The sequence below is a fragment of the Myxococcus sp. AM011 genome (genome assembly GCF_013372595.1).
GTDB classification, from domain to species: domain Bacteria; phylum Myxococcota; class Myxococcia; order Myxococcales; family Myxococcaceae; genus Myxococcus; species Myxococcus eversor.
In genome coordinates this window covers 1-26,201 of sequence record NZ_JABXEM010000074.1, presented here as the reverse complement: position 1 = coordinate 26,201, position 26,201 = coordinate 1, and the positions used below count along the sequence as shown (strand labels likewise).

General features: G+C 68.3%; 20 protein-coding genes. 4 read left to right on the top strand and 16 right to left on the bottom strand.

Annotated features, from left to right (window positions below):
• Positions 1 to 122: 122 nt before the first annotated feature.
• The gene (locus HUW62_RS17535; protein WP_163864696.1) at positions 123 to 2,369 is read right to left on the bottom strand and encodes a PrkA family serine protein kinase; all 2,247 of its coding nucleotides are present in this window, start codon (positions 2,367 to 2,369) and stop codon (positions 123 to 125) included.
• A 337-nt stretch (positions 2,370 to 2,706) separates the two neighbouring features.
• On the opposite strand from HUW62_RS17535, the gene HUW62_RS17530 reads away from it, so the two are divergent.
• Positions 2,707 to 4,227: an Hsp70 family protein gene (locus tag HUW62_RS17530; RefSeq protein ID WP_163864695.1), complete on the top strand. Its 1,521-nt coding sequence runs from the start codon at positions 2,707 to 2,709 to the stop codon at positions 4,225 to 4,227.
• A gap of 21 nt (positions 4,228 to 4,248) precedes the next feature.
• Here the strand turns inward: HUW62_RS17530 and HUW62_RS17525 are convergent, their stop codons facing one another.
• Positions 4,249 to 6,252, bottom strand: coding sequence for a protein kinase (locus HUW62_RS17525; protein ID WP_176435080.1), 2,004 nt, complete (start codon positions 6,250 to 6,252; stop codon positions 4,249 to 4,251).
• Between the two features lie 193 nt (positions 6,253 to 6,445).
• Here HUW62_RS17525 and HUW62_RS17520 point away from each other — a divergent pair, with 193 nt between their 5' ends.
• Complete coding sequence (locus HUW62_RS17520) at positions 6,446 to 8,692, top strand: carotenoid oxygenase family protein (protein WP_163864693.1); 2,247 nt, start codon at positions 6,446 to 6,448, stop codon at positions 8,690 to 8,692.
• Between the two features lie 3 nt (positions 8,693 to 8,695).
• Here the strand turns inward: HUW62_RS17520 and HUW62_RS17515 are convergent, their stop codons facing one another.
• Positions 8,696 to 9,505 carry a hypothetical protein gene (locus tag HUW62_RS17515; RefSeq protein ID WP_163864692.1) on the bottom strand — a complete coding sequence of 270 codons (810 nt, stop codon included), beginning with the start codon at positions 9,503 to 9,505 and terminating at the stop codon, positions 8,696 to 8,698.
• An 83-nt stretch (positions 9,506 to 9,588) separates the two neighbouring features.
• Positions 9,589 to 11,103, bottom strand: coding sequence for a phytoene desaturase family protein (crtI, locus tag HUW62_RS17510; protein ID WP_163864765.1), 1,515 nt, complete (start codon positions 11,101 to 11,103; stop codon positions 9,589 to 9,591).
• A gap of 171 nt (positions 11,104 to 11,274) precedes the next feature.
• Between crtI and HUW62_RS17505 the strand changes: the two genes are divergently transcribed.
• Positions 11,275 to 16,602 carry a trifunctional serine/threonine-protein kinase/ATP-binding protein/sensor histidine kinase gene (locus tag HUW62_RS17505; protein ID WP_176435079.1) on the top strand — a complete coding sequence of 1,776 codons (5,328 nt, stop codon included), beginning with the start codon at positions 11,275 to 11,277 and terminating at the stop codon, positions 16,600 to 16,602.
• Between the two features lie 80 nt (positions 16,603 to 16,682).
• On the opposite strand, the gene clpX is transcribed toward HUW62_RS17505, so the two are convergent.
• From clpX to HUW62_RS17490, 3 genes are all read right to left on the bottom strand, one after another.
• Positions 16,683 to 17,960: an ATP-dependent Clp protease ATP-binding subunit ClpX gene (clpX, locus tag HUW62_RS17500; protein ID WP_163864690.1), complete on the bottom strand. Its 1,278-nt coding sequence runs from the start codon at positions 17,958 to 17,960 to the stop codon at positions 16,683 to 16,685.
• A gap of 222 nt (positions 17,961 to 18,182) precedes the next feature.
• Positions 18,183 to 18,839, bottom strand: coding sequence for a hypothetical protein (locus tag HUW62_RS17495; protein ID WP_163864689.1), 657 nt, complete (start codon positions 18,837 to 18,839; stop codon positions 18,183 to 18,185).
• Between the two features lie 27 nt (positions 18,840 to 18,866).
• A complete protein-coding gene (locus HUW62_RS17490; RefSeq protein WP_163864688.1) occupies positions 18,867 to 19,790 on the bottom strand; it encodes an AgmX/PglI C-terminal domain-containing protein in 924 nt (307 codons plus the stop codon).
• Between the two features lie 44 nt (positions 19,791 to 19,834).
• Here HUW62_RS17490 and HUW62_RS17485 point away from each other — a divergent pair, with 44 nt between their 5' ends.
• The gene (locus HUW62_RS17485) at positions 19,835 to 20,689 is read left to right on the top strand and encodes a tRNA pseudouridine(38-40) synthase TruA (RefSeq protein WP_176435078.1); all 855 of its coding nucleotides are present in this window, start codon (positions 19,835 to 19,837) and stop codon (positions 20,687 to 20,689) included.
• Between the two features lie 27 nt (positions 20,690 to 20,716).
• On the opposite strand, the gene HUW62_RS17480 is transcribed toward HUW62_RS17485, so the two are convergent.
• From HUW62_RS17480 to HUW62_RS17440, 9 genes are all read right to left on the bottom strand, one after another.
• Complete coding sequence (locus HUW62_RS17480) at positions 20,717 to 20,881, bottom strand: ribbon-helix-helix domain-containing protein (protein WP_163864686.1); 165 nt, start codon at positions 20,879 to 20,881, stop codon at positions 20,717 to 20,719.
• A gap of 68 nt (positions 20,882 to 20,949) precedes the next feature.
• Entirely contained in the window at positions 20,950 to 21,498 is a 549-nt protein-coding gene (locus tag HUW62_RS17475) for a hypothetical protein (protein ID WP_255203485.1), read from the bottom strand.
• 88 nt (positions 21,499 to 21,586) lie between these two features.
• Positions 21,587 to 22,480, bottom strand: a complete 894-nt coding sequence (gene larE / locus HUW62_RS17470; protein ID WP_163864684.1) for an ATP-dependent sacrificial sulfur transferase LarE — start codon at positions 22,478 to 22,480, stop codon at positions 21,587 to 21,589.
• Between the two features lie 102 nt (positions 22,481 to 22,582).
• Positions 22,583 to 23,383, bottom strand: a complete 801-nt coding sequence (cysC, locus tag HUW62_RS17465; RefSeq protein ID WP_163864683.1) for an adenylyl-sulfate kinase — start codon at positions 23,381 to 23,383, stop codon at positions 22,583 to 22,585.
• A 193-nt stretch (positions 23,384 to 23,576) separates the two neighbouring features.
• Positions 23,577 to 24,005 carry a M67 family metallopeptidase gene (locus tag HUW62_RS17460; RefSeq protein ID WP_176435076.1) on the bottom strand — a complete coding sequence of 143 codons (429 nt, stop codon included), beginning with the start codon at positions 24,003 to 24,005 and terminating at the stop codon, positions 23,577 to 23,579.
• Positions 24,002 to 24,643 carry a ThiF family adenylyltransferase gene (locus HUW62_RS17455; RefSeq protein ID WP_163864681.1) on the bottom strand — a complete coding sequence of 214 codons (642 nt, stop codon included), beginning with the start codon at positions 24,641 to 24,643 and terminating at the stop codon, positions 24,002 to 24,004. The genes HUW62_RS17460 and HUW62_RS17455 overlap by 4 nt, the downstream gene beginning before the upstream one ends.
• A gap of 6 nt (positions 24,644 to 24,649) precedes the next feature.
• Complete coding sequence (locus HUW62_RS17450) at positions 24,650 to 24,922, bottom strand: MoaD/ThiS family protein (protein ID WP_163864680.1); 273 nt, start codon at positions 24,920 to 24,922, stop codon at positions 24,650 to 24,652.
• 7 nt (positions 24,923 to 24,929) lie between these two features.
• A complete protein-coding gene (locus HUW62_RS17445) occupies positions 24,930 to 25,169 on the bottom strand; it encodes a sulfurtransferase TusA family protein (RefSeq protein ID WP_163864679.1) in 240 nt (79 codons plus the stop codon).
• Positions 25,170 to 25,185: 16 nt separating this feature from the next.
• On the bottom strand, positions 25,186 to 25,953 hold the full coding sequence (locus tag HUW62_RS17440; protein WP_163864678.1) for a HesA/MoeB/ThiF family protein: 768 nt from the start codon (positions 25,951 to 25,953) through the stop codon (positions 25,186 to 25,188).
• Positions 25,954 to 26,201 lie beyond the last annotated feature (248 nt).

Genomic DNA, 26,201 nt, shown 5'->3' with positions numbered 1-26,201 from the left:
CTCTCCAGGAAGAAGGACGGCGCTGAGACTGCGAACTCGCTTGCGACGTCCATCTTCCCCACGCCCCGTCCCCATTGGAAAGCAGGCGCCCTACAGGGGCCGGTCGCCTGCTCGCCCGCGCTTCACGCGTAGCGCTTCTTCATCAGGAACAGGATGGCGTCCTTCGCGCAGTACTCGCAGTAGCCGTAGCGCTCCGCCATCGCCTTCAGCGTGCTTTGCACCTGCGTCTGCTCGCGCGACGACAGCTGGTTGCGGTCCTCGGAGAGGTACTTGAGGACGTTCTCCTTGTTCTTGCGCAGCACCCGCTTGCGCTCCTCGAAGTAGTGGTCTCGCAGGCGCTTGAACATGTCCGGGAAGATGCGCGGGTAGTCCATCGCCAGGTCCGGGTTGTCCAGCCGGTGCGCGCCAATGGAGGAGATGAGGCCGCGGCGGAACTCGGAGACCTCTTCTCCGCGCGGCATCACGATGGCCTCCACCTCCTGCATGCGCTGCTCGTCGGGCTTCTCCATCTCGCCCGTGATTCGATTGCGCATCTTCTCGCCGCGCACCCAGTGGCTGACGCCCTGGATGTAGCGCTCCACCAGCTCGCGGTACTGGCCCTCGGAGACCAGGCCCATGGACTCGCGCACCTCGGTGTCCACGCGGTCCAGGTACTCCGCCTCGACGACGCGCACGAACTCCTCATGGTCGTGGTAGCCGTCGACGACTTCCTGGAGCAGGAACTCGTAGACGCTCTTGTCCTTGCAGATGGACTCCAGCTCCTCGAGCACCGCCAGTCCGTTGAGGCACTTGTAGTCGGGGTTCTGCGCGGCGTTGAACAGCGCCGTCTTGATTTCGCGCGCGCTCGCGCCCACGCGCCCCTCGTAGTTGGGGTACGAGTCCGACTCCGTGAAGAGCTCCTCGCGCAGCTTGCGCAGCTCCTTGGTGTTGGCCAGGCTGAGCCGGTCCGGCGGCGCGCCCTCCTCGTACAGGTGCAGCTTCTCCACCGGCGTGACGTGGTCGATGAGTTCCTTCACGTCGCTGGGGTAGCGGTCCGGAATGGGCTTCTTCAGTCGAGTGAGCACCGCCCACATCGCGGCCAGCGCCGTCGCGTGCGGCGCCACGTGCTTGCCCACCGTCGTCGGGGACACCTGGGTGTCGTAGATCTGCTGCTCGGTGCGGTAGCGGCGCAGGTAGGGCACGCGCACCAGCTCGATTCTCCCCTTGAACGACGCGAAGTCCGGCAGCTCCTTGAAGGCGCCCAGGTGCTTCTCGTTCGATGAGGCAATGAGCACCTCGTCCAACTGGAGGACGAACGGCTCCAGTGGCACCTCGCTCGTCTCGCTGAAGCCCAGCAAGTACTTGAACGCCTCGAGCGGGCGCTTGAGCAGATCCGAGTACTCGATGAGGCCGCGGTTGGCGTGCACCAGTGGCCCGTGCGGCTCGAAGAGGACGGTGCTGTGCAGCGGCGCGGGCACGTTGAGCTGGGTGCGGTCCGCGGTGATCTGCTGGACGACGGCGTCCACGCTCATCTGCGGCTCCACCGTCACCGTGGCCACCTGGTAGCGGCGCGACACGTAGAAGCGCTCCACCTGGACGTGGCGCATCACCTTCAGCCAGTCGCCGTTGTACGAGTTGAGCAGCGCCGTGTAGATGCGGCGGCACTTGGAGCACAGCTCCCCGTCCCGCACGTAGTCGGACAGGATGAAGTCCCCCGACTCCCCGTCCCCGGTGCCCAGCCCCTTCTTCTTCAGGGCCGCCTCCAGCACCTTGCGCCGCTCGCCCGGAGGCATGGCGAACATCGGATGATCTCTCAGCTCGCACGGCATCCGCAGGTCGATGTTCTCCGCCTCCAGGTGCGCGAAGGTCGTCAGCTCCCCGTTGCCGTCCGTGCGCTCGCCGAAGCCGATGGAGCCCTTGATGAGCTTCTCCGAGGGGAACACCCAGGCGATGCGGTAGAGCGCGCCCTGCGGCAGCCAGGAGTACGTCTCCATGCCGGACTTGAGCGCGTTGACGAGCGTGGACTTGGCGCTGCCGTTGGGGCCGTGCAGGAAGATGAGCTTGTTGATGCGGCCGGCGCGCACGAAGTTGCCGAGCACCCGGTAGATGGCGTTCTGCACCTCCTCCTGCCCCGCCACCCGGCCGTCCCGGTCACTGCCCTCCGCGTCGAAGACCTTGAAGCGGCGAATCGTCCCCGTCGGGTGCGGCACCTGCTGCGTGCCGAAATGGTCCATCACGTCCCGGAGGTACTGCGCCGCGTTCCGCGCCTGGGCGCGCGGATCGTTGATGAAGAGCGACAGGTACTCCTCGAAGGACAGGATCGAACGGTTCTTGACGAAGTCGGCGTTCACCTGCGTGCCCACTTCCTGCAGATAACCCTTCGCGTCCACGGTGGCTCTCCTCGTACGGGTCAGTTCTCGCTCGTAACGCCCCCGGTGCGCCGCTGCCGCCGGTGGCCCTCCCAGGACCTTTCCGCCCGGCCTGCTGGAAGTCCAGGGCCCTTTGACGGCATGTCATCCAGCCCACGCGCTCGCGCCGCTGCCCGCTCACCAGGGAAGAGAGTGGCCGGGTTGGACTTTTCGCTCGACATCGTGCGGGGTTCCAGGGTTTTGCCAGGAGCCTGCCCGGAGGTAGCGGGCCTACGGGGTATAAGCATACTCGCGTGAGGCCCGGGGGTGAGATACGGTCCAAACCTTCCCTTCGGTGCCCACCCGGAGTCCAAACACGATGCACAAGGAGCCCATCATCGGCATCGACCTCGGCACGACGAACTCGTGCGCGGCGATCGTCGAGGAGAGCGGGAACGTGAAGCTCATCCCCTACAAGGGCGGCGAGTACACCATCCCCTCCATCTTCGCGATTGACGACAAGGGGAACGAGCTCATCGGCTACGAGGCCAAGCGCCAGTGGCAGCTCAACCCGCGCAACACCGTCTACGGTGCCAAGCGCCTGGTGGGGCGGACGTTCGGCAGTGACGTCGTGGAGACGATGAAGAAGGTCGTGGCGTACAACCTGCGCCCCGGCAAGAAGAACGAAGTCACGCTGGACGTGGGCAAGAAGGAGTTCACCCTCCAGGAAGTCAGCGCGAAGATTCTCGGGAAGATTCGAGAGGTCGCCTCCAACTACCTGAAGACGCCCATCAAACGGGCGGTCGTCACGGTCCCCGCGTACTTCAACGACCGGCAGCGCCAGTCGGTGAAGGACGCCGGCAAGCTCATCGACCTGGACGTCGTGCGCATCATCAACGAGCCCACCGCGGCGGCGCTCGCGTACGGCGTGGGCAAGGGCCTGAAGCAGAAGGTCGTCATCTACGATTTGGGCGGCGGCACCTTCGACGTCTCCATCATCGAGATTCGGGACCGCGTCTTCGAGGTGAAGGCCACCGGCGGCGACGTCTTCCTGGGCGGCATCGACTTCGACAACGCCATCATCCACCACGTCCTCAAGGACTTCGCGGCCAAGACGGGCATCGACCTGGCCACGGACCCGGTGGCGATGCAGCGCATCAAGGACCTGGCCGAGCGCACCAAGATTGATTTGTCCGCGCGCGACGAGGTGCCCTTCAACATCCCCTTCATCACGATGACGTCCCAGGGCCAGCCCCTGAACATCGAGATGAAGTTCACCCGGAAGATGTTGGAGCAGCTCACCAACCACCTCGTGGACCGCACGCTGCAGATGGTGGCGCGCGTGCTGGTGGACTCGGGGCTGTCGACCCGGGACATCGACGAAGTGATGTTGGTGGGCGGGCAGACGCGCATGCCCGTCGTCCAGGACCGGTTGACGAAGTTCTTCGGCAAGCCGCCCAGCAAGGGCGTGCACCCGGACGAGGCCGTGGCCATCGGCGCGGCGCTCTACGCGCACTCGCTCCAGGACGACACCAACCTGCGCATCCAACTGCTGGACGTGATTCCCATGGCCATCGGCCTGGAGAAGGCCGGCGGCGCCTTCCACGTCGTCTTCCCGCGCAACGCGCCCATCCCCAACGCCAAGCAGTTGCTCGCCACCACCAGCATGGACAACCAGACCGAGCTGGCCATGCGCATCTTCCAGGGCGACCACGACGTGGTGGTGCGCAACGACATGCTCGGCGAGTTCACCTTCTCCGGCATCCAGCAGGCTCGCGCCGGCGGGGTGCAGGTGGAGATCACCTTCGACGTGAATATCGAAGGCATCCTCACCATGCGCGCCAGGGACCCGGCCACCGGCCGGGAGATGAACACCACCGTGCGAGTGACGCAGAGCTGAAGCGCCCCGCCGTCCCCTCCCCTACCGGGACGGCAGCGCCACCAGTCCCGCCTCGCGGGTGTCCTCGCGCTTCTCCGACACCATGAACGGCGTGGAGTCCTCGGGCGTCACGTCCGGGGGCGCCTCGCCGCGCAGCAGCTCGTAGACGGTGAGCGACGTCGTGGCGCCGTGCAGCACCTGCTCTCCCAGCGGCGCGTAGACGAAGGGCTCCCGGGCCCGCTCGCGCGTCCTGTCGCTGAGGAGCACCTGCCCCCGCCGCGCCAGGCCCGCGAGCTTCGCCGCCGTGTTCACCACCTCGCCCAGCACCGTGTAGTCGAGCCGCCCCGACGCCTTGGCGCCGATGCTCCCAGCGACCAGGTCCCCCGAGTCCAGGCCGATGCAGACGCCGTGCGCATAGGGCGCATGGGCGCCGCCACGCGTGGCCAGCAGCTCCAGTTGGCGGCGGATGGACAGGCACGCCTCCATCGCCTGGTCCACGTGCCCCGGGCCCCGGAACACGGCCATCACCGCGTCCCCGACGAACTTGTCCACCGTGCCGCCGCGCGCGAGGATCTCCGGGACAATGGCCTCGAAGTTGGCGTTGAGGCGCCGCAGCGACTCCGGGGGCGCCTGCTGGCTGAGCACGGGCGTGAAGCCGTCCACGTCGATGAAGACGACGGTGCCCTCCACCCACTCGCCCGCCATGTCCTCGGTGCCCTGCAGCATGGGAGGAATGCGCTCCAGCACGCCGCCGGGGACGAACATGCGGAGCAGGCCGTTCTCCTCCGTGTAGCGCACCGTGCGGCGCAGCTCGCGCACGTGCTTGAGCGTCTTGATGACCGTCGCTTCCATGTCCGGGAAGTCGATGGGCTTGGTGATGAAGTCGAAGGCGCCGCGGTTCATCGCCGTGCGCAGGTTGCTCATGTCGCCGTACGCGGAGACGATGACCACGCGCGTCAGCGAGCTCACCTCACCCACGCGGGACAGGAAGGTGAGCCCGTCCATGCGCGGCATGTTGATGTCGCAGAGCACCACTTCGGTGTCGGGATGCTGGCGCAGCTCCTCCAGCGCCTCCTCTCCGTCCGAGGCGAAGAGGAACTGGTACACCGAGCGGCGGATCTGCTTGCGGAAGCTCTGCTCCATCAGCACCGCGACATCCGGCTCGTCGTCCACCACGAGAATCTTCGCCGGCCGTGACGGGCGCCCGGCCTCCACCCGCGCGATGAAGTCCGAGGACAGCTCGTGCGCGGATTGGAAGCGGCGCGAGGGCTCCACGTCGAGCGCCCGCGCGAAGAAGGCGTCGACTTCCGTGCCCAGCCCGGGCACCAGCGTGGACGGCGGCACGGGGGGCGGAGGCACGTTGCCCAGCCGGAGCTGACGCAGGGACTCCAGGGGAAACGGATGCTGGCCGGTGAGCGCGCGGTAGGCCACCACGGCCAGCGCCCACAAGTCACAGCGGTGGTCCAACCGGGGCGACATGCCCCGCAGCTGCTCGGGGCTCATGTAGCGCGGCGTGCCCGCCATCTCCTCGTCCGGGTGCGGCTGCGCCGCGCCGCCTTGCGTCAGCAGCGCGAGCCCGAAGTCGAGCACCTTCACCACCTCTCCCGCCGTGCTGCGGGACAGGAAGAGGTTCGCGGGCTTGAGGTCGCGGTGGATGACGCCCGCGGCGTGCGCGGCGGTGAGCGCGCGCGCGGCCTGGGTGAGCATGCGCTCCACCATGGCGAGCGACAGCCTTCCCCGCCGGTTGAGCAGCGCTTCCAGGTCTTCCCCCTCCAGCAGCTCCATGACGATGTAGGGCGCTTCGCCGGAGAGGTCGCAGTCGTGGACCTGGATGACGTGGGGACTCTGGAAGCGGGCGATGGCCTGCGCTTCCCACTCGAACTGGCGGAGCGCGTGCTCGGTGGGCGCACAGTGGCTGGCCATGAGCTTGAGGGCGACGAGCCGCTGGAGCTTGGGATCTCTCGCCACCCAGACCGTGCCCATCCCACCGCCCCCGAGCACTCGCTCCAGGACGTATCGCCCGCCGATGATTCGTGGCTGAGACATGTCTTGTTGGTTCATGTTTGGTGGCCCCGAGCGGCGCGATGATGGCACATGGGGTCCACACCCGGTACTCCGTCGCGGTCCCTCCCTACCCAAGCGGACGGGCCACCTCATGCGAGTGGAAACGCCGCGCGTGATAGGGTGCCGGCCCCGTTCCCCTGTCACGACTCGCACCTCCCTACCCGTGGAGGCGTCCATGCACGAAGCGATCAATCCCCTTCTTTCTCCCCTTCCCCATTCCGCCAGCGACGACGAGCCCGCTCCCGCGCCGCCGCACCTGCCGGACGGAACCACCTACCCCGGCCTCGTCGTGCATCCGGGCCTGCGCCCGGGCATGCCGCGCAACGCGATGACGTCTGATAGGACGCCGTATTCCAAGGAGCCGCTGAAGGTGCTCGCCGGCAAGCTGCCGCCGGATCTGCATGGACATGTCTTCGTCGCGGGCCCCAGCGTCCATGCGGGATCACCCGCGCTGGCCTCGGATGGGCTGGTGCTGCGGCTCGACTTCGACGGCGCCGATGCGACCTTCAGCTCCGCCATCATGGAGACGCCGTCGTACTACGCGCGGGAACCGGTGAACGCGGGGCGGACCTCTCGCGGCCCCATCACCCGCTACCTCAACGAGTTCCGTGAGACGACGCTCTCCGACGTGAGCATCGCGCTGGGCGCGCAGGAGGCCCCCAACACGGCGCCGTTCCTGGTGGAGGGCGAGAACATGTTGCTGGTGACCACGGACGCGGGGCGCCCGTGGGCCATCCACCCGATGACGCTCAAGGCGTACACGCCGCTCGGTTATCTGCGCGAGTGGAAGCCCGCCATCCCCACGCCCTGGGCCTTCCCGCTGCTCCAGAGCACCGCTCACCCCGCCTTCGCGCCCGAAGTGGCGCAGCCCATCTCTCCCCGGGAGACCGAGTCCCAGCAGAAGCCCCGCCTCTTCTTCACCAACCACGCCCCCAAGTGGCCGCTCGGTGAAGGCTGGACGCACCTGTCGAGCTGGGACACGTGGGAGAACCGGCTGCACCACTGGGCGCTGATGGACGCGGCGACGGGCAATCCGGTGGTGGCGCAGTCGCTCCATCAAATCGCCGTCACGCGCGACTACGTCGTGTTGCTCGACAGCAACTTCCCCATCAACTTCTGGACCATCGCGGTGCAGGCGGCGCTGCCGGGGATGACGCGCGTGCAGCGACTCGTGGATAGATTCACCTCCGAGCGAGCGTACCCGCAGGCGGTGTTCTGGGTGGTGAAGCGCTCGGACCTGCGGCCCTCACCCGGCACGCTGTCGCGGGACGACCCGCCCCGGATTCCGGCGCATCGCTTCCAGTCCGGCGGAGGTGGCCTGCACTTCGCGGCGCGCTACGAGAACCCGGACGACGTCATCACCCTGGTCGCGGGACACTCGCCGTCCGAGGACCTGTCCCACACCATCAAGGAGGGGGACCTGCTCATCAATGGCCGTCGGGCGCAGGCCTACCAGGAGGGCATGCCCACGGCGGTGCCGGTGACGCGCAGTTCGCTGGGGGTGCACCGCATCGACATGCGCAACCGGCGCATCGAGTCGCGACTGCACTCGCACGACAACTTCACCTGGGGCCTCACCGTCTTCTCCAACGCGGGACTCGTCAACGGAGAGCTCGAGACGAACCTGCGGCTCTATCTGCGGCAGAAGTGGCGCTCGCCCACGTCCGACGACAGCGACGGAGCGGAGCCGAACTGGGTCATCCCGGATGACGAGCTGGCCATCTACTTCAACTCGGATGGGTTCGCGGCGGACATGGTCCCCGAGTACGTCTACCAGCTCTACAAGCCCATCGTCGGCGACAAGGCGGGGCTGCCCATCCAGGAAGGCCGGGCCGCGAGCTTCTTCAAGTTCTACGTCAAGTCGGGTCGCTTCGACGGCTACGTGTTGCCCACGGGCTGGTTCGGCTTCGCGCCGCAGTTCGTGCCCAGCATCAAGCTGCCGAAGGTGCCGTACTGGAAGGGCTACGTGGTGGCGCTGGTGGTCTCCGACCCGACGCCGGACCTGCCTGCCGACTCCACGGGCGACGAGGTGTGGATCTTCGACTCGGAGAACATGAGCAAGGGGCCCATCTGCCGGCTGGGAAGCAAGAACTTCGACGTGGGCATGACGTTGCACACCACGTTCCTGCCGCCAGGGCTGGGGGAGATCCTCGACGGCCACGTACCGGAGAACGCGGGCCCGCAGTACTGCGTGGACGTTCGCGAGGACTACAACGTGGACGCGATGAAGAAGGCGTACGCGGACTGGCTGCCGGGCCTGTTCCCTCGCGTCCCGAGCGTGCTCTTCACGCCGTGGAAGCTGGGAGTAAAGTGGGCGCTCAACTTCCCGAAGCTGCGCAAGGTGTTCGAGGAAGAGGTGTTCCCGAACTTCCCGCTCCAGCGGCCGCGGTCTCCGCCGGGCAAGGGTGACAAGAAGGACTGAGCGTCACCCTTGGGCGAGGACCGTGCGGGTGGCATCCGCGAAGAGCGCGTCGGGCACGGAGGCGAGGACTTCATCACGGCCTCCCTCCACCCAGGCCCAGCGCGCTCCCAGCTTCGTCACCAGCCCCAGGGTTCCGCCACGAAGCCTCGCGATGAAGTGTCGCGCCTGGCCCTTGCCACCATCGACACGCCACAGCACCTCATCGAGCTCTGGCATGGGCGCGCCCGCCGTGAGCAATGGAGCAATCGCGGCCTGACACTCCAGCCGGAGGATGCGCGCGTCCAGTTCCACGAGGAAGTCGTGCGCGCTCAACTCGCCTCGAGTCTCAGGCTCACTCAAGTTCCTCACCACCCGAGCCACCGCCGCGGTGAGGTGGACATACGTGTCCTTGCCACGACACAGGGCCGCCGCCGCGCCCGCCGTGCGCCTTGCCACCGCGAGCGCTTCCGACTCCTTGGGCTCGGAGCGGGAGTCCGCGATGAGTCGGTGGTGTGCGCGGCCCGCGTGGCTGGTCAGTTGCTTCTGGTGCCCGAGCGAAAGTGACTCCCGCGGCGTGAGGCGCGACGGCTTCGCGAGGAAGTCACGCACGTGGTCCAGCACGCGTCGTGCGACGGCCTCCTCGAACGGGTCCGCGAGATGCGGCGCGACGAGCGAGGAGAACCACAATCCCAGCTCCACCTGCCCCGCCGCCGGGCAGACAGGGCGCGGTCCACCGAGCGCCCAGGGGCCCGAGGGCCGGTCCTCCGGACTCGCGGCCTGGAGCGCCGCTTTCAGGATGATGTGACAGTGGGCCAGCTCGTCGACCGCCGCCATGCACGTGCTCCTCCGTGGCCCGATTCTCGGGCACGCGCGCCCCGCCCTCAATCCCCAGGCGAGCGCAGCGCGGCGATGCGGGCTCACGCCCCCGCCATCACCGTGTCGACAATCTTCGCGGAGCACAGCACCGCGGGCAGCCCCGCCCCCGGATGCGTCCCCGCACCCACGAGGTAGAGCCGATCCACGTCCTCGCTCTTGGCCTGCGCCCGAAGGAACGTGGTCTGCATCAGCGTGGGCGCGAAGCTGAACGCCGCGCCCAGGAACGAGCGCAAGTCATCGCGGAAGTCCTCCGGCGTGAAGACCCGCGACGTCACCAACTCCTGCTCCAATCCGGGCAACACCGTGCGCGACAGCCGGGCCTCCAACTTGCGACGGAACGTCTCCGCCCGAGCCTTCCAACTGGCCCCGTCTCCCAGATGCGGCACTGGCGCCAGCACATAGAACGCATCGTGGTCCGGCGGTGCCAGCCCCGCATCCGTCGCGGTGGGCCGATGCAGATACAGCAGCGGATCCTCGGAAGGCAGCCCCGGCCCGTCCAGTCCGGAGAACATGCCCTTGAAGTCGCGACCGAACAGCAGCGTGTGGTGCGCCACGTCCGGATACCGACGCCGCGTTCCGAAGTACCAGAGGAACACGCTCATCGAGTACCGCGCCTGCTGGATGCGCGTGTCCGTCCAGTGACTGCGCACGTGCCGGGGCAGCAGATACCGGTACGTCCAGGCCGCGTCCGCGTTGGACACCACGGCCTCGGCCGGAAGCCAGGACCCATCCCCGAGCCTCACGCCCGTCGCCTTGCGCCCCTCCACCGTGATTTCCGCCACCTCGCTGTCGTAGCGAACCTCGCCCCCCAACGACTCCAGCAAGGACACCAGTCCCCGCACCAGCGCTCCCGTTCCCCCCACCGGAAAGAACGCGCCCCAGCGCCGCTCCACGAACTGGATGGACGTGTACACCGCGCTCGCGGCCGCGAAGGGACTGCCGCCGATGAGCAGCGGATGGAAGCTCAACGCCTGTCGGAGCCGCTCGTCCTTCACGTGACGCGACACCAGGCCGTACATGCTCCGGAAGGCCTCGTCGCGCACCAGCGCCGGAGTGAAGGGCGCCAGGCTCAGCACGTGCGGCACCGGAGCGCTCATCAGCGGACCGATGCCCGCTTCATACATGCGCTCGACACGGGCACTGAGCGACAGGTAGCCCGCTTCGTCTCCAGGCGAGAGGCGCCGCACCGCCTGCAACATCGCTTCCTTGTCCGTGTGGTAGTCGAACGTGAAGCCATCCGGAAAGCGCATCCGGTACAGCGGCGTCACCGGCTTCAACTCCACATGGTCGGCCAGCTTCCGTCCAGCCAGGGCCCACAGCTCCTCGAGCAGGTGCGGACAGGTGATGACCGTGGGCCCGGCATCGAAGGTGAATCCGTCCTGATGGAACGCGTGGGCCCGACCTCCCGGGCCATCCCTGCGCTCCAGGACGGTGACGCGCCAGCCTCTCGCGGCCAGTCGGACCGCCGCCGCCAACCCGCCAAAACCACTGCCAATGACGAGGACGCGCCTGCCGTCTCGCCGCGCGTCGGGTTCCACCCTGGCCGAAGGTCGCATCACCGTGGAGGGTCCATGGCACACCCGGGCCGCGCGCTCCACTCCAGCGAGCAGGCAACCCCGCCAGCGAAGCGACCGGGCGCTGTTGCGAGCGTGGGGGGGCGCAGCTAGCCTCCCGCGTCCAAGGCCTCCAAGGGGGGGTGCCGCGCCCATGCGCGCACGGGTTGAGCAATGATTGAGGTTCCTGGCTACCGTAGCGACAGAGCGCTCTCCGCCTCCGGCTCCTTCCAGCTCCTGCGCGCCACCCGCGCCGAGGACGGGGCCCGTGTCACCTTGAAGGTCGCGGAGCCCTCTCGCCCCCCGTCCTTCACGAACCGTCTCCGCCACGAATTCGAGCTCACCCACGCCCTGCGCCTCGACGGCGTCCTCCACCCCTTGTCCCTGGAGGAGTCGCGCCCCGGCATGTCGGTGATGGTGCTCGAGGGCTTCGGAGAGACGACCCTCGCCCAGCGACTCGCCTCGGGCCGCGTGGAAGCCCGCACCGGCTGCCGGCTCGCCGTCGCCATCGCCCGCGCGGTGGGACAGCTCCACGCCGCCGGCATCCTGCACAGGGATTTGCAGCCCGCCTCCGTGCTGCTGAGCGCGGACGGCACCTCCGTGAAGTTGACCGGGCTCACCCTGGCCACGCGCCGCGCTCGCGCCGAAGTCGCGCCCGTCGCCCCGGAGCGCCTGGAGGGCACGCTCGAATACCTGTCGCCCGAGGGCACCGGCCGCACCCACCGAAGCGTCGACTCGCGCAGTGACTTCTACTCGCTGGGCGTCATGTTGTTCGAGCTGTTCACCGGCCGTCGGCCCTTCGCGGACACCGATGCGCTGGGGCTCATCCACGCGCACGTCGCGCTGCCGCCGCCCGCGCCGCATGAGCTCGTCCCGGAGCTGCCGCGTCCCCTCTCCGCCCTCGTCCTCAAGCTGCTCGCGAAGTCTCCCGAGGACCGCTACCAGAGCGCGTACGGCCTGGTGGCCGACCTTCAGCGCTGCCTCGACGCGATGGAGGAGTCCACCGGCTCGGTGCCCGACTTCGAGCTGGGCACGAAGGACGTGCCCGAGCGCTTCACCGCGCCCGAGAAGCTCTACGGCCGCGAGCCGCAGCAAGCCGAGCTGAAGGCCGCCTTCGAGCGCGCCGCGTCCGGTCGCTCCGGCTTCGTGTTGCTCACCGGCGCGGCCGGCATGGGCAAGTCCGCGCTCACCGGCACGCTCAAGCGTCCCGTGTCGGCGAAGCACGGCCTGTTCGTGCGGGGCAAGTACGACCAGCTCCTCCGCGACACGCCCTATAGCGGCATCTTCGAGGCATTCCGCGAGGTGGCGCGGAGCCTGCTCGGAGAGGAGCGGCTGGAAGACTGGCGCGCGCGCCTGCTGGAGGCCCTGGGCGGCATGGGGCGGCTGGTGGTGGATGCGGTGCCGCGCATGGCGCTGGTGCTGGGCGAACAACCTCCCGTCGCCGAGCTGGGCCCCGCTGAATCCGAGCTCCGCTTCCAGCTCGTGTTGCGCAAGCTGGTGGGCGTGCTCGCGACGGAGGAGCATCCGCTCGTCATCGTGCTGGACGACCTCCAGTGGGCCGACAGCGCCAGCCTCCAGTTGCTGCGCCTGCTCTTGTCGGACCGCGGACTCAGTCACCTGCTCGTCGTCGGCGCGTGCCGCTCGGAGGAGCTGGGGCCCGAGCACCCCGTGGAGGGCCTCACGCAGGCCCTGCGCGACGCGGGCACGCCCGTGCAGCGAATCGACCTGGAGCCGCTGTCCCCCGAGCAGATCACCCAGCTCGTGGCCGACGTCTTCCCCGCGGCGGCGGGCCAGCCGGACACGCAGCTCGACGCGGTGGTGCTCTCGTTGACGGAGGGCAATCCGTTCTTCGCCGTGCAGCTCCTGCGAGCCTTCTATGAGCGCGGCCTGGTGCGCTTCGACGCGGAGGGCGGCGGGTTCCGGTGGGATGGCGGAGCGTTGCGCGGCCAGGACTTCAGCGACGGCGTGGTGGCGCTGCTCACCGCGAGGATTCGCGAGCTGAGCCCTGGCGCCCAGGCCCTGCTGCCCATCGCCGCGGCCCTCGGCCACACCTTCACGCTGCGCAACCTCGCGGTGGTGCTGGAGCGCTCGCCCGAGCAGGCGGAGGAGGCCCTGGACGAAGTCCTCCAGGCGGGACTGGTGGCACCGGTGGGCGAGCGGCTCGCGGACACCGAGAGCGCCGACAGCTTCCAGTTCGCGCATGACCGCGTCCAGCAGGCCGCGCTGGAGCTGACGCCCGTCAGCGAGCACCCGGAGGTCCACGCGCGCATCGGCCGCCTGCTGCTGAGGCACACGCCTCCGGAGCTGCTGGACGAGCAGCTCGCGGACATCGTCACCCACTTCCACCTCGCCCTGCCCGTCCTGAAGGACGCGGAGGAGCGTCACCGCGTGGCGGAGCTGGACTTGCGCGCGGGCCGCGGCGCCAAGTCACGCGGTGCGTGGGCCGCCGCGCTGCGGCTCCTGACGACGGGACGACAGCTCCTTGGAGACGAGGGCTGGAGGTGGGACCGCTCGCTCGCGTTCGACCTGCACGTCGAGGCGGCCGAGGCGGCCTACCTCGCGGCGGACTTCGAGCAGATGGAGCGACTGGCCAGCACGGCGCTGGCCCACGCGGCGGACCGGCTCGAACAGGTCCGCGTCCATCTGGTGCGGCTCCAGTGTCACTCGCACCGGGGCGAGCACGAGCGCGCGGTGGACCTGGGGCTGAAAGTCCTGGGGACGCTGGGGCAGCACCTCCCCGCGAACCCCAAGCAGGCGCATGTGCTGGCCGCCGTGGCGAAGACGAAGATGTACCTGGGCCTGCGCAAGCCCGAGGATTTGGAGTCGCTGCCGGAGCTGACGGACCCGCTGCTGCTCGCCACGCTCAGGGTGATGATGAAGCTGGCCACGGCCGCGTTCATGGCCCGGCCGCTGCTGTTCCCACTCGTCGTGCTGCGCAACCTGCAGATCTCCATCCGTCACGGGGCCACGGGCACCGCGGCCTTCGGCTACGTGGGTTATGGCCTGATGCTCAGCGTCCATCTGGGCAGTCCCGAGGAGGGCTACCGCTACGGACGGCTGGCGCTGAAGACGTTGGAACGCTTCGGCGCGGAGAGCCTGCGGTCGATGGTCCACTTCGTCTTCAACCTCTTCATCCGTCACTGGAAGGAGCCGTTGTCGCCGTGCATCGACGACTTCTTCGCGGGCGCAAGCAAGGGGCAGGAGACGGGAGACATCGAGTACTTCGCGTACAACGCGAGCGCGGGCTGCGCCGTGTCGCTCATCGCTCGGGACGGACTGGTGGAGCACGGTCCGCGCGTCGACCGCTTCATGGATGCGCTCGCCTCGCACCGGCACCAGAACGTGCCCTTCCTCCAGTACACGCGGCACACGCTCGACGTGCTCACGGGCGCCTTCACGGGGGACGTGGAAGCGCGCGAGCAGGACATCGTCGCGCCATATCACCAGCTCGGGTACGCCAACGGCATCGCCACCTGCGACGTCATGCGCACCATGCGGCGCTGGCTGTGGGGTGATGCGCGCGGTGCGCTGGAGAGCGCGGCCGCGGTGGACGCGCGCGTGGAGTTGATCGCCGGGCAGATGTACCTGCCCTGGTACAAGTTCTTCCAGGGCCTCGCGCTCCTCCAACTGCATCCCTCGCGAGGGCCGGTGGAGCGCATCCGCTCGTCGCGCGCCATCGAGGCCCTGCGCAAGCAGATGCGCGGTTGGGCCCGCATCGCCCCGATGAACTACGGCGCGCGCGCGGAGCTGTTGGACGCGGAGCGCGCGCGGGTGGATGGGCGCGACGAAGAAGCGGCGGATGGCTATGACCGGGCCATCCGGCTGGCGCGCGAGCACGGCCTGTCGCTCGACGAGGGCGTGGCCTGTGAACGGGCCGCGCACTTCCACCTGTCCACGAGCCGCGAGCGGGTGGCCCGCACGTACCTGGAAGAGGCCCGGAGCGCGTATCTGCGCTGGGGCGCGCGGGCGCTCGTCTCGCGAATGGAGCGGGAGCATCCGCGCCTCCTGACGTCCTCCGCTCCGGAGCCCTTGCGGACCGAGGAGTCCGGAGGCACGCCGCTGGCCGCGTTGGATCTGGAGTCCGTGCTCAAGACGGCGCGCGCGCTGTCCGGCGAAATCGTCCTCGACAAGCTCTTGCGCAAGTTGATGACGCTGCTCATCGAGAACGCGGGCGCGCGGCGCGGCTTCCTCATCCTCAAGAAGCCCGAGGGCCTCTTCATCGAAGCGGAGGGCTCCGTGGATGGAGCCCGGGTGCTGCAAGGACAGGCCGTGTCGGTCGAGTCCTCCACGGCGCTGCCGGCCTCCATCATCCACTACGTCGTCCGCACGGGAGAGACGGTGCTCCTGGATGACGCCACGGCGGAGGAGCCCTTCTCCGAGGACCCCTACGTCCGCGAGGCGAGGCCGAAGTCCGTGCTGTGCAGCCCGCTGCTGAAGCAGGGCTCGCTCACCGGCGTGCTGTACCTGGAGAACGACGCGGCGCGAGGCGCCTTCACGCCCGAGCGACTGGAAGTCCTGCGCCTCTTGTCCTTCCAGGCCGCCATCTCCCTGGAGAACGCAGGCCTGTATGCGAGCCTGGAGGAGTACAGCCACACGCTGGAGCGGCGCGTGGAGGAGCGCACCGCGGAGCTGCAGAGCAAGAACGTGGAGCTGGCGGGCACGCTCAGCCGCATCCAGGAGATGCAGCGGCAACTGGTGGCGCAGGAGAAGCTGGCATCCCTGGGCTCACTCACCGCGGGCATCGCCCACGAGTTGCAGAACCCGCTCAACTTCGTGAACAACTTCTCGGAGCTGTCCGCGAAGCTGGCGGACGAGCTGGACACCACGCTGCGGCGCATGACGGACAAGTTCGATGCCGCCACGGCCGAGGACGTGCTGGAGACGCTGGAGGACCTGAAGCAGAACTCCAAGCGCATCCAGTCCCACGGGCGGCGCGCGTCGAACATCATCAAGACGATGCTGCGGCACTCGCGGCGCTCGGAGGGTTCTCGCAGCCGCGCGGACCTGAACATGTTGATTCGCGACAGCGTCAACCTGGCCGTGCAGGGACTCAGGGCCCGGCAGGGCGCGGCCACGGTGGAGACGGACACGGAGCTGGACGCCTCCGTCGGCAACGTGGAGGTGGTGGCCGGCGACATCAGCCGCCTGCTCATCAACATCGTCGACAACGCCTTCTACGCCACGGTGCAGAAGCAGCAGACGGCCGACGCGGGCTTCGTCCCTCGCGTGCGGGTCTCCACCCGTCGCCAGGGAGACCGCGTGGAGCTGCGCGTGCGCGACAACGGGCCGGGCATTCCCCTGGAGATTCGCGAGAAGCTCTTCGACCCGTTCTTCACCACCAAGCCCGCCGGCTCCGGCACGGGCCTGGGCCTGTCGCTCTGCCACGACATCGTCCAGGAGCACCAGGGCGAGATTCGGGTGGAGAGCGTCCTCGGTGAGTCCACCGAGTTCATCATCTCCCTCCCCGCCACGCGCTCAGCCGCCGCCAGCCTCGCCGACTGACACGCCGGACATGTGAAGGCCCCTCGTTCCACACGGGAAGGAGGGGCCTTGAATCACGGAAGGAAGCAGCGAGAGGACGGCTAGGCCGTCTTCTTCTCCTTCTCCATGACGAGCTGGGGCGCCTCGTGACGGGTGATGACCGTCTCGGTGATCTTGCACTCCTTGACGCCCTCGCGGAACGGCACGTCGTACATGATCTCCAGCATCGCGTCCTCGAGGATGGCGCGCAGACCACGCGCTCCGGAGTGACGGCGCATCGCCTCGCGAGCGATGGCGCGCAGCGCCTCCTTCGTGAAGGTCAGCTTCACCTTCTCCATCTCGAAGAGCTTCTGGTACTGCTTCACCAGCGCGTTCTTCGGCTGGGCGAGGATGGTGACCAGGTCCTCTTCCTTCAGGTCATTCAGCGTGGCGATCATCGGCAGACGACCGATGAACTCGGGAATCATCCCGAACTTCATCAAGTCCTCCGGCTCCGTCAGCGCCAGCAGCTCGCCCACGCTGCGGTCCTCGCGGTGCGAGATTCGCGCCCCGAAGCCCAGGCCCTTCTCGCCCACGCGGCGCTTGATGACGCCGTCGATGCCGTGGAACGCGCCGCCGCAGATGAACAGGATGTTCGTCGTGTCGACCTGCACGTACTCCTGCTGGTTGTACTTCTTGCCACCCCGCGGGGTGACATTGGCGCGCGTGCCCTCGATGATCTTCAAGAGCGCCTGCTGCACGCCTTCACCGCCGACGTCGCGAGTCGCACTGGGCATGTCGCCCTTGCGCGCGATCTTGTCGATTTCGTCGATGTAGACGATGCCGCGCGCCGCCTTCTCCACGTCGTAATCGGCGTTGTGGAGCAGGTTCTGGATGATGTTCTCCACGTCCTCACCCACGTAGCCCGCCTCGGTGAGGCTGGTGGCATCCGCGATGGTGAACGGGACGTTGAGGAAGCGCGCCAGTGACTGGGCCAGCAGCGTCTTGCCGCTGCCCGTGGGGCCGATGAGCAGGATGTTGCTCTTGCTCAGCTCCACCTCCTCGCCCGACGGACCCTTCACGCCTGGGCGCGGCCTGGCCGCTGGCTTCTTCTGGTAGATGCGCTTGTAGTGGTTGTACACCGCTACAGCGAGTACCTTTTTGGCCTGGTCCTGCCCGATGACGTACTCATCGAGGAACGCCTTGATTTCAGAGGGCGTTGGCAGACTGACCTGAGGCTTGCCTTCTTCACGCTCGTTCTCATCCGCGATGATGTCGTTGCAGAGCTTGATGCACTCATCGCAGATGTAGACCGTAGGTCCCGCAATCAGCTTGCGGACCTCGCGCTGCGATTTTCCGCAGAACGAGCAGGACAGGTTGACGTGGTGCTCCTTCTTCACTGCCGCCTCCGAGTTCGCCGACCCCGGATCCCCCGGAGCCACTTCGCCGTCCACCGCTCCCCTACCCAAACGGCCTGCCCACGTCTCGAACAGCCGCCGGGCCCACCTACATGGGGCCCACAACCACTATAGGGCCCTCCACCTTGGGCAGGAAGCCCAACGGTGCGGGCCCGTTACGGAGCGTACAGCGTCCGCAACGGGTGAGCGTTCAGTAACAGTGGCTCAGGCGTCCGTCACGCCCGAGGCGAGCTCTTCCACGTCATCCGCCAGGGCGGCCGCCCGCTGGGCGACAGCGTTCGGAATCTTGCGACACCCCGCCAGCTCGCTTGCGAGCTTCCGAGCCATCGACGCCAGCTTCCTCACCTGGAGGCTCTCCGGCGGCGGCTCGGGCGGAGGACGGGGGAAGCGCTCGGTGAACTCCTTCTTCAGCTCCGTGGGCGACTTCTCCGGGCTCCAGATGCTGTCACGTAGGGATTTGTATTCAGTGGGTGACAACTGGCCCCGTTCCTCGGCGTCGGCCAGCACTTCAATCACTTCGAAGGCAGGGGCCTTTTCAGGGAACTCCTGAGCCCGCAACTCCTCCTCGGGCTCATGCTTGGCCAGGAAGCTGAAGGAGCGGGTCAGCTTGAGGGCCGTCTGCTTCTTGATGTGCAGTTCCTTGAGGCAGTAGGCCTCGAAGGTGGGGTGGCCCCACTCCTCGAACTTCGCCTCGTCCCGGACCGTCACGAGCAACTTCCCCAGCTCGGCCCAGGTGGACTTGAAGCGCTTGGCGGCCATCAGCACGGTGTGACGGAAGGTCCCCGGCGGAACGCTCAGCGCTTTCTTCGCGATTTCGGTCTCGGCTACGGATGCGGCGGACATGGCCCCGGTATGGGGCATGCCCGGGAGGTGGGCAAGAAAGTGGCCCTAGCCCTTCCTGCCGATATTGAACGAGAGACCCACCGTCGCCCGCTCTCCGTCGTACGCCCGGAAAGGCCACTTCTGCAGCTCCACGAAGAGGCAGTCGTAGAGTGGACCTTTCTTGAACTGGGGGTTGTCCACCCAGAGCTTGTTGACCTTGCCGTCGTTGCCGATGACGAACTCCAGGGGGATTTTCGTCGTCAGCCCGGGGCTGCGCTCAGCCTCTTCCTTGAAGCACTTGAAGAGCGTCGACTTGTTGCCCGCGACGATGCGGTTGATGGCGCCCTGGTCGAACTGCTGGGCGACCTCCATGCCCTCGGCGTCCGTGTTCACGCTCCCCGAGGGACGCGGCGGCTTGCGGTCCTCCGTGCGGGAGGCGGAGGCCACGGCCGTGGGCTTGCTCGTGCCCGTGGCCGGCTTCGTCGTGCCCGTGTCGGCGGGCTTGTTCGGTCGGGCGGTGCCCTGCGTGGGGTACTCGAACAGCTCCTCGTCGTCCTGACGCGCCTGCGCCACGCGGATGACGGGGGCCTCCATTTCGATGCCCTCGAACTCGTCCTCGCCGAACCAGCCGTGCACCGCGGCGTTGCGCGCCAGGAACAGGCCCGCGGTTCCGAGCACCAGGGCCAGCGCGCCCGCGACACCGCCGAGCACCATGACGCGCTTGTGGTTCTTCTCCCGCTCCACCTGGACGGCCGCGTCCACGCGCACCCGCGCCTCGGAGAGCGCGACATGCACCTTGAAGGGCTCCACCTCCTTCATGGGGTGGAAGTCCCGCTCGCCGGCCAGGGCCAGGGGGGAATCGGGCGTGAGTTCACCCGTCTTGAGCTTCTCGACAATCTGGGAGCCACTCACCGGTCCGAGGACCAGGTCTCCATGTCGGAAGAGCCACTGCCCATCCACGTCCGCCGCGAGTTCTTGTCCAGCCGCCATTTCGCGCGCGATTATCCCGTGTTACCCCGCGCCCTCGCAACGCCGTGCTTCCTTCGACCTCCAAGCGGATTCCTGTCGCACTGTGGATCTGGTACCGCGGCGGAAACTTCCGCGGCTTCCAGCGCCAGCCGGAAGGCCCCACCGTCCAGGAGGCCCTGGAGGGAGCGTTGCGCTCGGTGGGGGTGCCCGCGACGGTGATGCCCTCGGGGCGGACGGACCGGGGCGTCCATGCCCGCATGCAGGTGGTGAGCGTCCGGCTGGAGGCGGGGGATTCGCCGGAGTCGCTCGCCCAGCGTTTGCCCGCGCACCTGTCGCCAGGGCTCGGCCTGTGCCTGGTGCGCCGCCCCGGCTCCTTCCACGCCCAGTGGAGCGCGAGCGGCAAGGAGTATCGATATCGGCTGCGACTGGGCGGCGGCGAGCCGATGCCGGAGTGGGCGCCCTACTCGCTCGACGTCGCGGGCGAGACGGGGCTCCAGGGGCAAGGCGCGACGGTGAAACCCGAGCGTGTGGCGGAGCTGCTCGCCATGGCCGCGGGCACGCGGGACTTCATCGCGTTCCATGAGAAGTCCAGCCCCCGCAAGCCGCGCACGCTGGAGTCCGCCACCCTGCACGAGCGGGGCGGTGGTCTTTTCGAGGCGAGGTTGATTGGGGACGGCTTTGCCCGCTACCAGGTGCGCTACGTGGTGGGTGGCGCGCTGAAGGTGGCGGCGGGGCTGCTGCCAGAAGAGGCCTGGCTGGCGGCGCTGGAGACAGGGGCGGCCATGGAGGGCTTCAAGGCGCCCGCTCACGGCCTGATGCTCTGGGAGGTCCGCTACCCTCCTGGAGTGGATCCCTTCACCGCCCCGGAGCGTCTCCACCCTCCAGGGCTGCCGCTGGAGCCACCCTTCCTGCCCGGGTGACACGCGGCGGATCCACGCTTCACTGCTTCAGTCGACGAGACGCTCTTCGTACTTCGCCAGCAGATCCGAGATGGCCTCCCGGAGGTACTCGCTCTGACGGATACGGGTGGTGCGCGACAGCTCCTTCAAGGAGTCGAGCTTCTCGCGATTGAGCCGGAAAACCACCGAAGTGAGACGGGGATTCATGTCCAAGTGCGCAACCTCCTACAGATGCGCACACCATCTCACAGCCCTTTTTGATCGCAAGATTTTCACTCGGATCAGCCTACCGGGAAGATCCACTGCAGCCCGGTGAAGCCCTCGGCATCGGCGCGGAGGCCGGATCCGAACCCGAGCGTGAGCCCGAGTCCCCCGAACACCGCGAACCGCTCCGAGAAGGTGTGTCGCAGGCCGAAAGCTACGCGAGGCCCCAGCCACGGCCCAGAAAACGGCCGCACGACGGCGCCGAGATCCACGAAGGACTGCCACGACTCGTCCCCGAAGAAACTGCGGAAGCCCCCGACAAAGGAGAGATCCGGCTCCCGGAGGCTGCCGCGGATCACCACGAAGACCTCGTTCCCGTCGTGGCCCACGGTGAGGGAGGCCCCCACGTCGAGCAGCGCGTCCAGCCCCTTCACGGCCTCCGCGTCCGCGTCGTTGATCAACTCCGTGTACGAGGCCCCCGGTCCGAGGAGCAGCGAGAAGGCGCGGCGATCCCGATAGGGCGAGTCGACGTATTCGGCGGCCCCGGCGCCCCGAGGCCAGAGCCCCACTGCCACCAGTGTGACGAAGCACCCCGCCGCTGCCCGCTGTCGGCTCCGCTTCGTCATCACCGTGCGCTCCCGAGCCATCGTGGAACCGGGCTTTCTACCCGTCTTCCGGGTGCCCGTGGGGGCGCGGTGTGGATCAGCCGGCCCGTCAGCTCACGACGGGCAGCGCGAAGCCCCTGGACTCCGGGGCCACGGGCTTCGTCACGCCAGCGGCCTCGTTCAGTCGGCCGGAGCGGAATGGCTCCAGGTCCAACGACACGAACTTGAACCCCAGCGCCAGGAACGACGTGTTGATCCGCTGGCGCACATCCGCGACGAGGAACCGCTCGTACTCCTCGGCGGCCACTTCCAGCCGGGCCACTTCGCCGTGGTAGCGCACGCGGAACTGCCGGAAGCCCAGCTTGCGCAGCTCCGACTCGGCCGCGGCGATCTGCAGCAGCCTGTCCCGCGTCACCGCCGTGCCGTAGGGAATCCGCGACGCCAGGCACGCCATCTGCGGCTTGTCCCACGTGGGCAACCCCAGCGACTGGCTCCAGGCGCGAATCTCCTCCTTCGTCAGCCCGGCATCCGCCAGGGGAGAGCGCACCGCGTGCTCGCGCGCGGCCTTGTGCCCCGGACGGTGGTCCTTGAAGTCATCCGCGTTGAAGCCGTCCACCACCACCGCCAGGCCCAGCTCCGTCCGCTTCGCCTCGCAGATGTCGTACAGCTCCGTCTTGCAGAAGTAGCAGCGGTTGGTGGGGTTGGCCGCGTACTGCGGATTGGCCAGCTCGTTGCTGCCCAGGACGACGTGCCGGGCCCCCATCTTCTCCGCCAGCTCCCGCGCCTCCTGCGCCTCCTCCGGAGCCACCGAGGCCGACAGCGCCGTGAGCGCCAGGGCCCGCTCCCCCAGCTCCTCCACCGCGACTTTCAGGACGAACGTCGAGTCCACGCCGCCGGAGAACGCCACCAGCGCACTGCCATGGGCCCGCAGCGCGGCGCGCATGGCCTCCAGCTTGGGACGCGACGACTCACACAGGGCCTGGATTCGCTCGGGGCTCAGCATGGGGCACTCCTAAAACGGAAGGGCCCCGGATTGCACGCGCATCGCGCGGCAACCTGGAGCCCTTTTACGTGAAGTGGAACAAGGGCCGGGTCGGCCCCCTGCTCAGCGGGCCTTGCTCTTCGAGGACTTCTTCCCCGCGGCCGCCGGCTTGGCGACGCGGGCAGCGCGCGTGGCGGGACGCGACTTCGCGCCCTTGTCCGCCTTGTCGGCCTTGGCCGGCTTCACCTTGGCGGCCACCTTCGGCTCCTCCGCCCGACGGGCCTTGGCGCCGTTGCCCTTCTCGGGCTTCTCGGCCTTCTCAGCCTTCTCGCCCTTGGCCGGCAGCGGGTTGGCCTTCATCTTCTTGCCGGTGATGATCTTCAGCTCCTCGGTGGTCATGTAACCGAGGTCCAGGAGCGACTGGAAGATCTTCGCGGCGCCGTCTTCCACCGACTCCACGTCGGAGTGGATGGTGACCTCCGGAGAGTTGGGCGGCTCGTACGGCTCGGTGATGCCGATGAAGTTGGGGATCTCCCCGTTGAGCGCCTTCTTGTACTTGCCCGTGCTGTCGCGCTCGATGAGCTTCTCCGTGGGGCAGTCGACGTAGACCTCCACGTAGCGGCCGATGGCGCGGCGGTTCTCCTCGCGCTTCCCCTTGTAGGGGCTCACGCAGGGCACCAGCGCGGCGACACCATTGCGCGTCAGGACGTTCGCCACGAAGCCGAGCCGTCCGGCGATCGTGTTGCGCTCGTCTTTCGAATCACCCAACCCCGCCCACAGCTCGTCGGCGAGCTCACCCTCGTCGAGGATCTCCACATTGCGGCCGACCTGTCGGAGCCGCGCCGCGATGTAGGCGGCAGTGGTGCTCTTACCGGTACCGGACATGCCGGTCAGCCAGAGGGTGAATCCAGTGTTGGAGGCCATAAGGGTTTTCAACTCCCATGCGTCCGGAGCGCTTCTTGCACGCCGCGGTGGACGCCGCAGATCCAGAAGATGGACGTCGTTATAGACGAAAACCCACTCACTTGACAATTCAGGCGCACCTTTCCGCAGGTAGGGGTGACAGGCAGTCAAGTGCTTGGGCCTACTGGGCTTTTTCGTTCTTGCAATGGTCGTTTCAGACCCGTCGCGTCTGAAAATCTCCATTGGTCCACCCATACTCAGACACCCAGGACACACAGCCCCGGTGTACGGATGCAATGAGATAGGAAACTCCCGGTAGCAACGGATGCCCTGCCGGGGCTGCCAGGGAGCGATCTTCCGCCGAAAAAGTGGGAGGCCCGTCTACATGGGAGTGGAACACGCCCATGAGCTGCTCGCCCCGCGAATCCGCCTGGAGGCACACCGCCAACCACTCCTCGGGGGCGAAGGCATAGGCGAGCGCGGGACGCGGGGACGCGTTGCGCAGGGGGCACACCCGCCAGGAGCTTTCGCTGGGAGCATGGAGGATCACTCCGCAGCCTTCCAGCGGGTAGCAGGACTCGAGGTGCCGGACGACTTCGCGGCGGACCGTCTCCGGCCAGCGTGGATCAGCCCACGGATTCACTGAGCGGGAGGTTCGGCTCGCGCGGCGCACCGGGAGCACTTGCGGACATCCATCTCCTCCAGGCCACCCGGGGGCACCAGCCAGCGGCCTCCCAGCGTCGGGCCCAGGCCCAGGCGGAGCCGCTGGAACACCATGGCGCCCACCGTTCCGAGCGCCACGCCCAGGGCGCCGTCTGGCGGAGGGCCCAGGTGACGCACCGTTTCGCCAAAGCACCAGACGCATCCCTCGGAGCCCCGGAACACCACGCCCGCGCGGGCGCCATCACCGCAGAGGGCCACCCAGGGGGCCTCCCCGCTCCAGGCCGTGGGCAGCTCCGCGAGCAGTCCCCCACCCCGCTCCGGGTTCGCCGCGTCAGGGTTGAGCGCGGATACTTCTCGGGCCAGCGTCGCCGCCATGGGTTGGCCGACGTCGGTGGCCGACATGAGGAAGCCAGGAGCCCAGGGGCCCAGGGTGAGCGCGCCCACGCCGGCCACGGGGGTTCCGCCTCCCGCCAGGTACGCCGCCGCCGTCATCCCCGAAGCGCCGGTGGCGTCCACGCGGGCGCCGCCGGCCAGGAGCGACTCCTGACCTCGACCACCGACCTCGCGCAGGAGGATCTGCCGGGAGTAGCGGAGGATTTGATCTTCACGCAGGGCCATGTGGCGTCACCCTCCCGCCATCGCGGGGATGAGGGTGAGGCGATCCGCGTCCTTCACCGGCGTGTCCAGCTCCCGCAGGGCGCGGATGTCCTCCTCGTTGAGGAAGACGTTGACGTAGCGCCGGACGGCGCCGCGCTCGTCCAGCAGTCGCGCGCCGATGCCGGGATAGCGGGCGTCCAGATCACTCAGCACCTCGCGCACGGTGGCGCCGGAGGCACTGACCTCCGACTGGTTGCGCGTGAGGGTCCGCATCGTCGAGGGAATCCGAATCGTCGCCATGGCTCACTCACCTTCCCTGCTTGCGGAGCACCAGTCGGTGCGTTCCATCCTCGCGCGGCTCGAGGGAGACGACTTCGTGCCCCTCCTCGCGCGCGCTGCGGGGAACGTTCTTCAGCGGCTCGGTGCCTCGGAGCAGCACTTCCAGCAGCGCCCCTGACTCCAGCGACTCCAGCCGCAGCTTGGTGCGCACATAGGTCATCGGGCAGACCTCGCGGGTGATGTCCAACGTCGCCGTCACCTCGCTCATCGCCGTGCCTCCACCCTCAGCGCGCGCATGCCGTGCCCTCCTCGGGAAACGTCGGAACGGCGGTGATGCGGCAGCCCGGACAATCCTCCGCTCGCTCGACGCGCGTGCGCCGTCCCAGCAGCGTGTTCCCATCCAGCACGTGCAACGTCGCCTCGCCCGGCACCCGGCGCGCGGCGCCCGCGAGCAGCTCCAGCACCAGCAGCGCCTGCACCGCGCCCACCAGCCCCGCCAATGAGCCGAGCACTCCCGCCTGCGCGCACGTGGGCACCGAGTCCGGCGGAGGCGGCGACTCGTAGAGGCAGCGCAGACAGGGCCCCTGGGGCTCCACGCGCATCGCCTGTCCCTGCATCCGCAGCACGCCGCCGTAGACGAGCGGCACCCCCGTGAGCACCGCCACATCCGAGAGGAAGAACTTCGTCGCCACGCCATCCGTCGCATCGATGACGGCGTCGTGCGCGCGGAACAGGCCCTCCACGTTGTCGGCGTCCACGCGCTCCGCGAGCACGTCCGTCGTCAGCGCCGGGAAGGCCCGCAGGAGCCCCGCGGCCGCGGACTCCGCCTTGTTGCGCCCCACGTCCTCGGCGCGATGCCAGAGCTGCCGGGGCAGGTTCGTCACGTCCACGCGGTCAGGATCCGCCAGCGTCAGGTGGCCGACACCCGCCTGCGCCAACGCCAGCGAGGCCGGACAGCCGAGCCCGCCTGCTCCCACGACGAGCACCCGCGAGCGCTCGATGCGGGAAGCGTGAGGAATCCGGGGATGGTGGTGCTCTTCTGGTCCGTGCATCGATTGCTGCTCCGCGAGGGCGGATGCGAATAACGTGCGGGACCCTGCGTCGCACCTGGCAACAGTTGAGCGCAGGCGCCCTTTCCACCGTCCCGCTTCGCGGCGGACTCCACCAGCCAGGACATATGAGAAACCTGACCGGCGTGCTCGTCTTTTCCACCACCCTGTTGCTCGTCCACGGCTGCCACAAGAACACCGGCGAGGCCCAGGGCCCCGCGGACGCGTCCACTCCCACCGCCGCCCCCCAG

Excerpts from the sequence above, each read along its gene's own strand:
- HUW62_RS17530 (WP_163864695.1), top strand. The coding sequence starts at position 2,707 with ATGCACAAGGAGCCCATCATCGGCATCGACCTCGGCACGACGAACTCG.
- HUW62_RS17525 (WP_176435080.1), bottom strand. The coding sequence starts at position 6,252 with ATGTCTCAGCCACGAATCATCGGCGGGCGATACGTCCTGGAGCGAGTG.
- HUW62_RS17520 (WP_163864693.1), top strand. The coding sequence starts at position 6,446 with ATGCACGAAGCGATCAATCCCCTTCTTTCTCCCCTTCCCCATTCCGCC.
- HUW62_RS17515 (WP_163864692.1), bottom strand. The coding sequence starts at position 9,505 with ATGGCGGCGGTCGACGAGCTGGCCCACTGTCACATCATCCTGAAAGCG.
- crtI (WP_163864765.1), bottom strand. The coding sequence starts at position 11,103 with ATGCGACCTTCGGCCAGGGTGGAACCCGACGCGCGGCGAGACGGCAGG.
- HUW62_RS17505 (WP_176435079.1), top strand. The coding sequence starts at position 11,275 with ATGATTGAGGTTCCTGGCTACCGTAGCGACAGAGCGCTCTCCGCCTCC.
- HUW62_RS17495 (WP_163864689.1), bottom strand. The coding sequence starts at position 18,839 with ATGCCCCATACCGGGGCCATGTCCGCCGCATCCGTAGCCGAGACCGAA.
- HUW62_RS17490 (WP_163864688.1), bottom strand. The coding sequence starts at position 19,790 with ATGGCGGCTGGACAAGAACTCGCGGCGGACGTGGATGGGCAGTGGCTC.
- HUW62_RS17475 (WP_255203485.1), bottom strand. The coding sequence starts at position 21,498 with ATGACGAAGCGGAGCCGACAGCGGGCAGCGGCGGGGTGCTTCGTCACA.
- larE (WP_163864684.1), bottom strand. The coding sequence starts at position 22,480 with ATGCTGAGCCCCGAGCGAATCCAGGCCCTGTGTGAGTCGTCGCGTCCC.
- cysC (WP_163864683.1), bottom strand. The coding sequence starts at position 23,383 with ATGGCCTCCAACACTGGATTCACCCTCTGGCTGACCGGCATGTCCGGT.
- HUW62_RS17455 (WP_163864681.1), bottom strand. The coding sequence starts at position 24,643 with ATGGCCCTGCGTGAAGATCAAATCCTCCGCTACTCCCGGCAGATCCTC.
- HUW62_RS17450 (WP_163864680.1), bottom strand. The coding sequence starts at position 24,922 with ATGGCGACGATTCGGATTCCCTCGACGATGCGGACCCTCACGCGCAAC.
- HUW62_RS17445 (WP_163864679.1), bottom strand. The coding sequence starts at position 25,169 with ATGAGCGAGGTGACGGCGACGTTGGACATCACCCGCGAGGTCTGCCCG.
- HUW62_RS17440 (WP_163864678.1), bottom strand. The coding sequence starts at position 25,953 with ATGCACGGACCAGAAGAGCACCACCATCCCCGGATTCCTCACGCTTCC.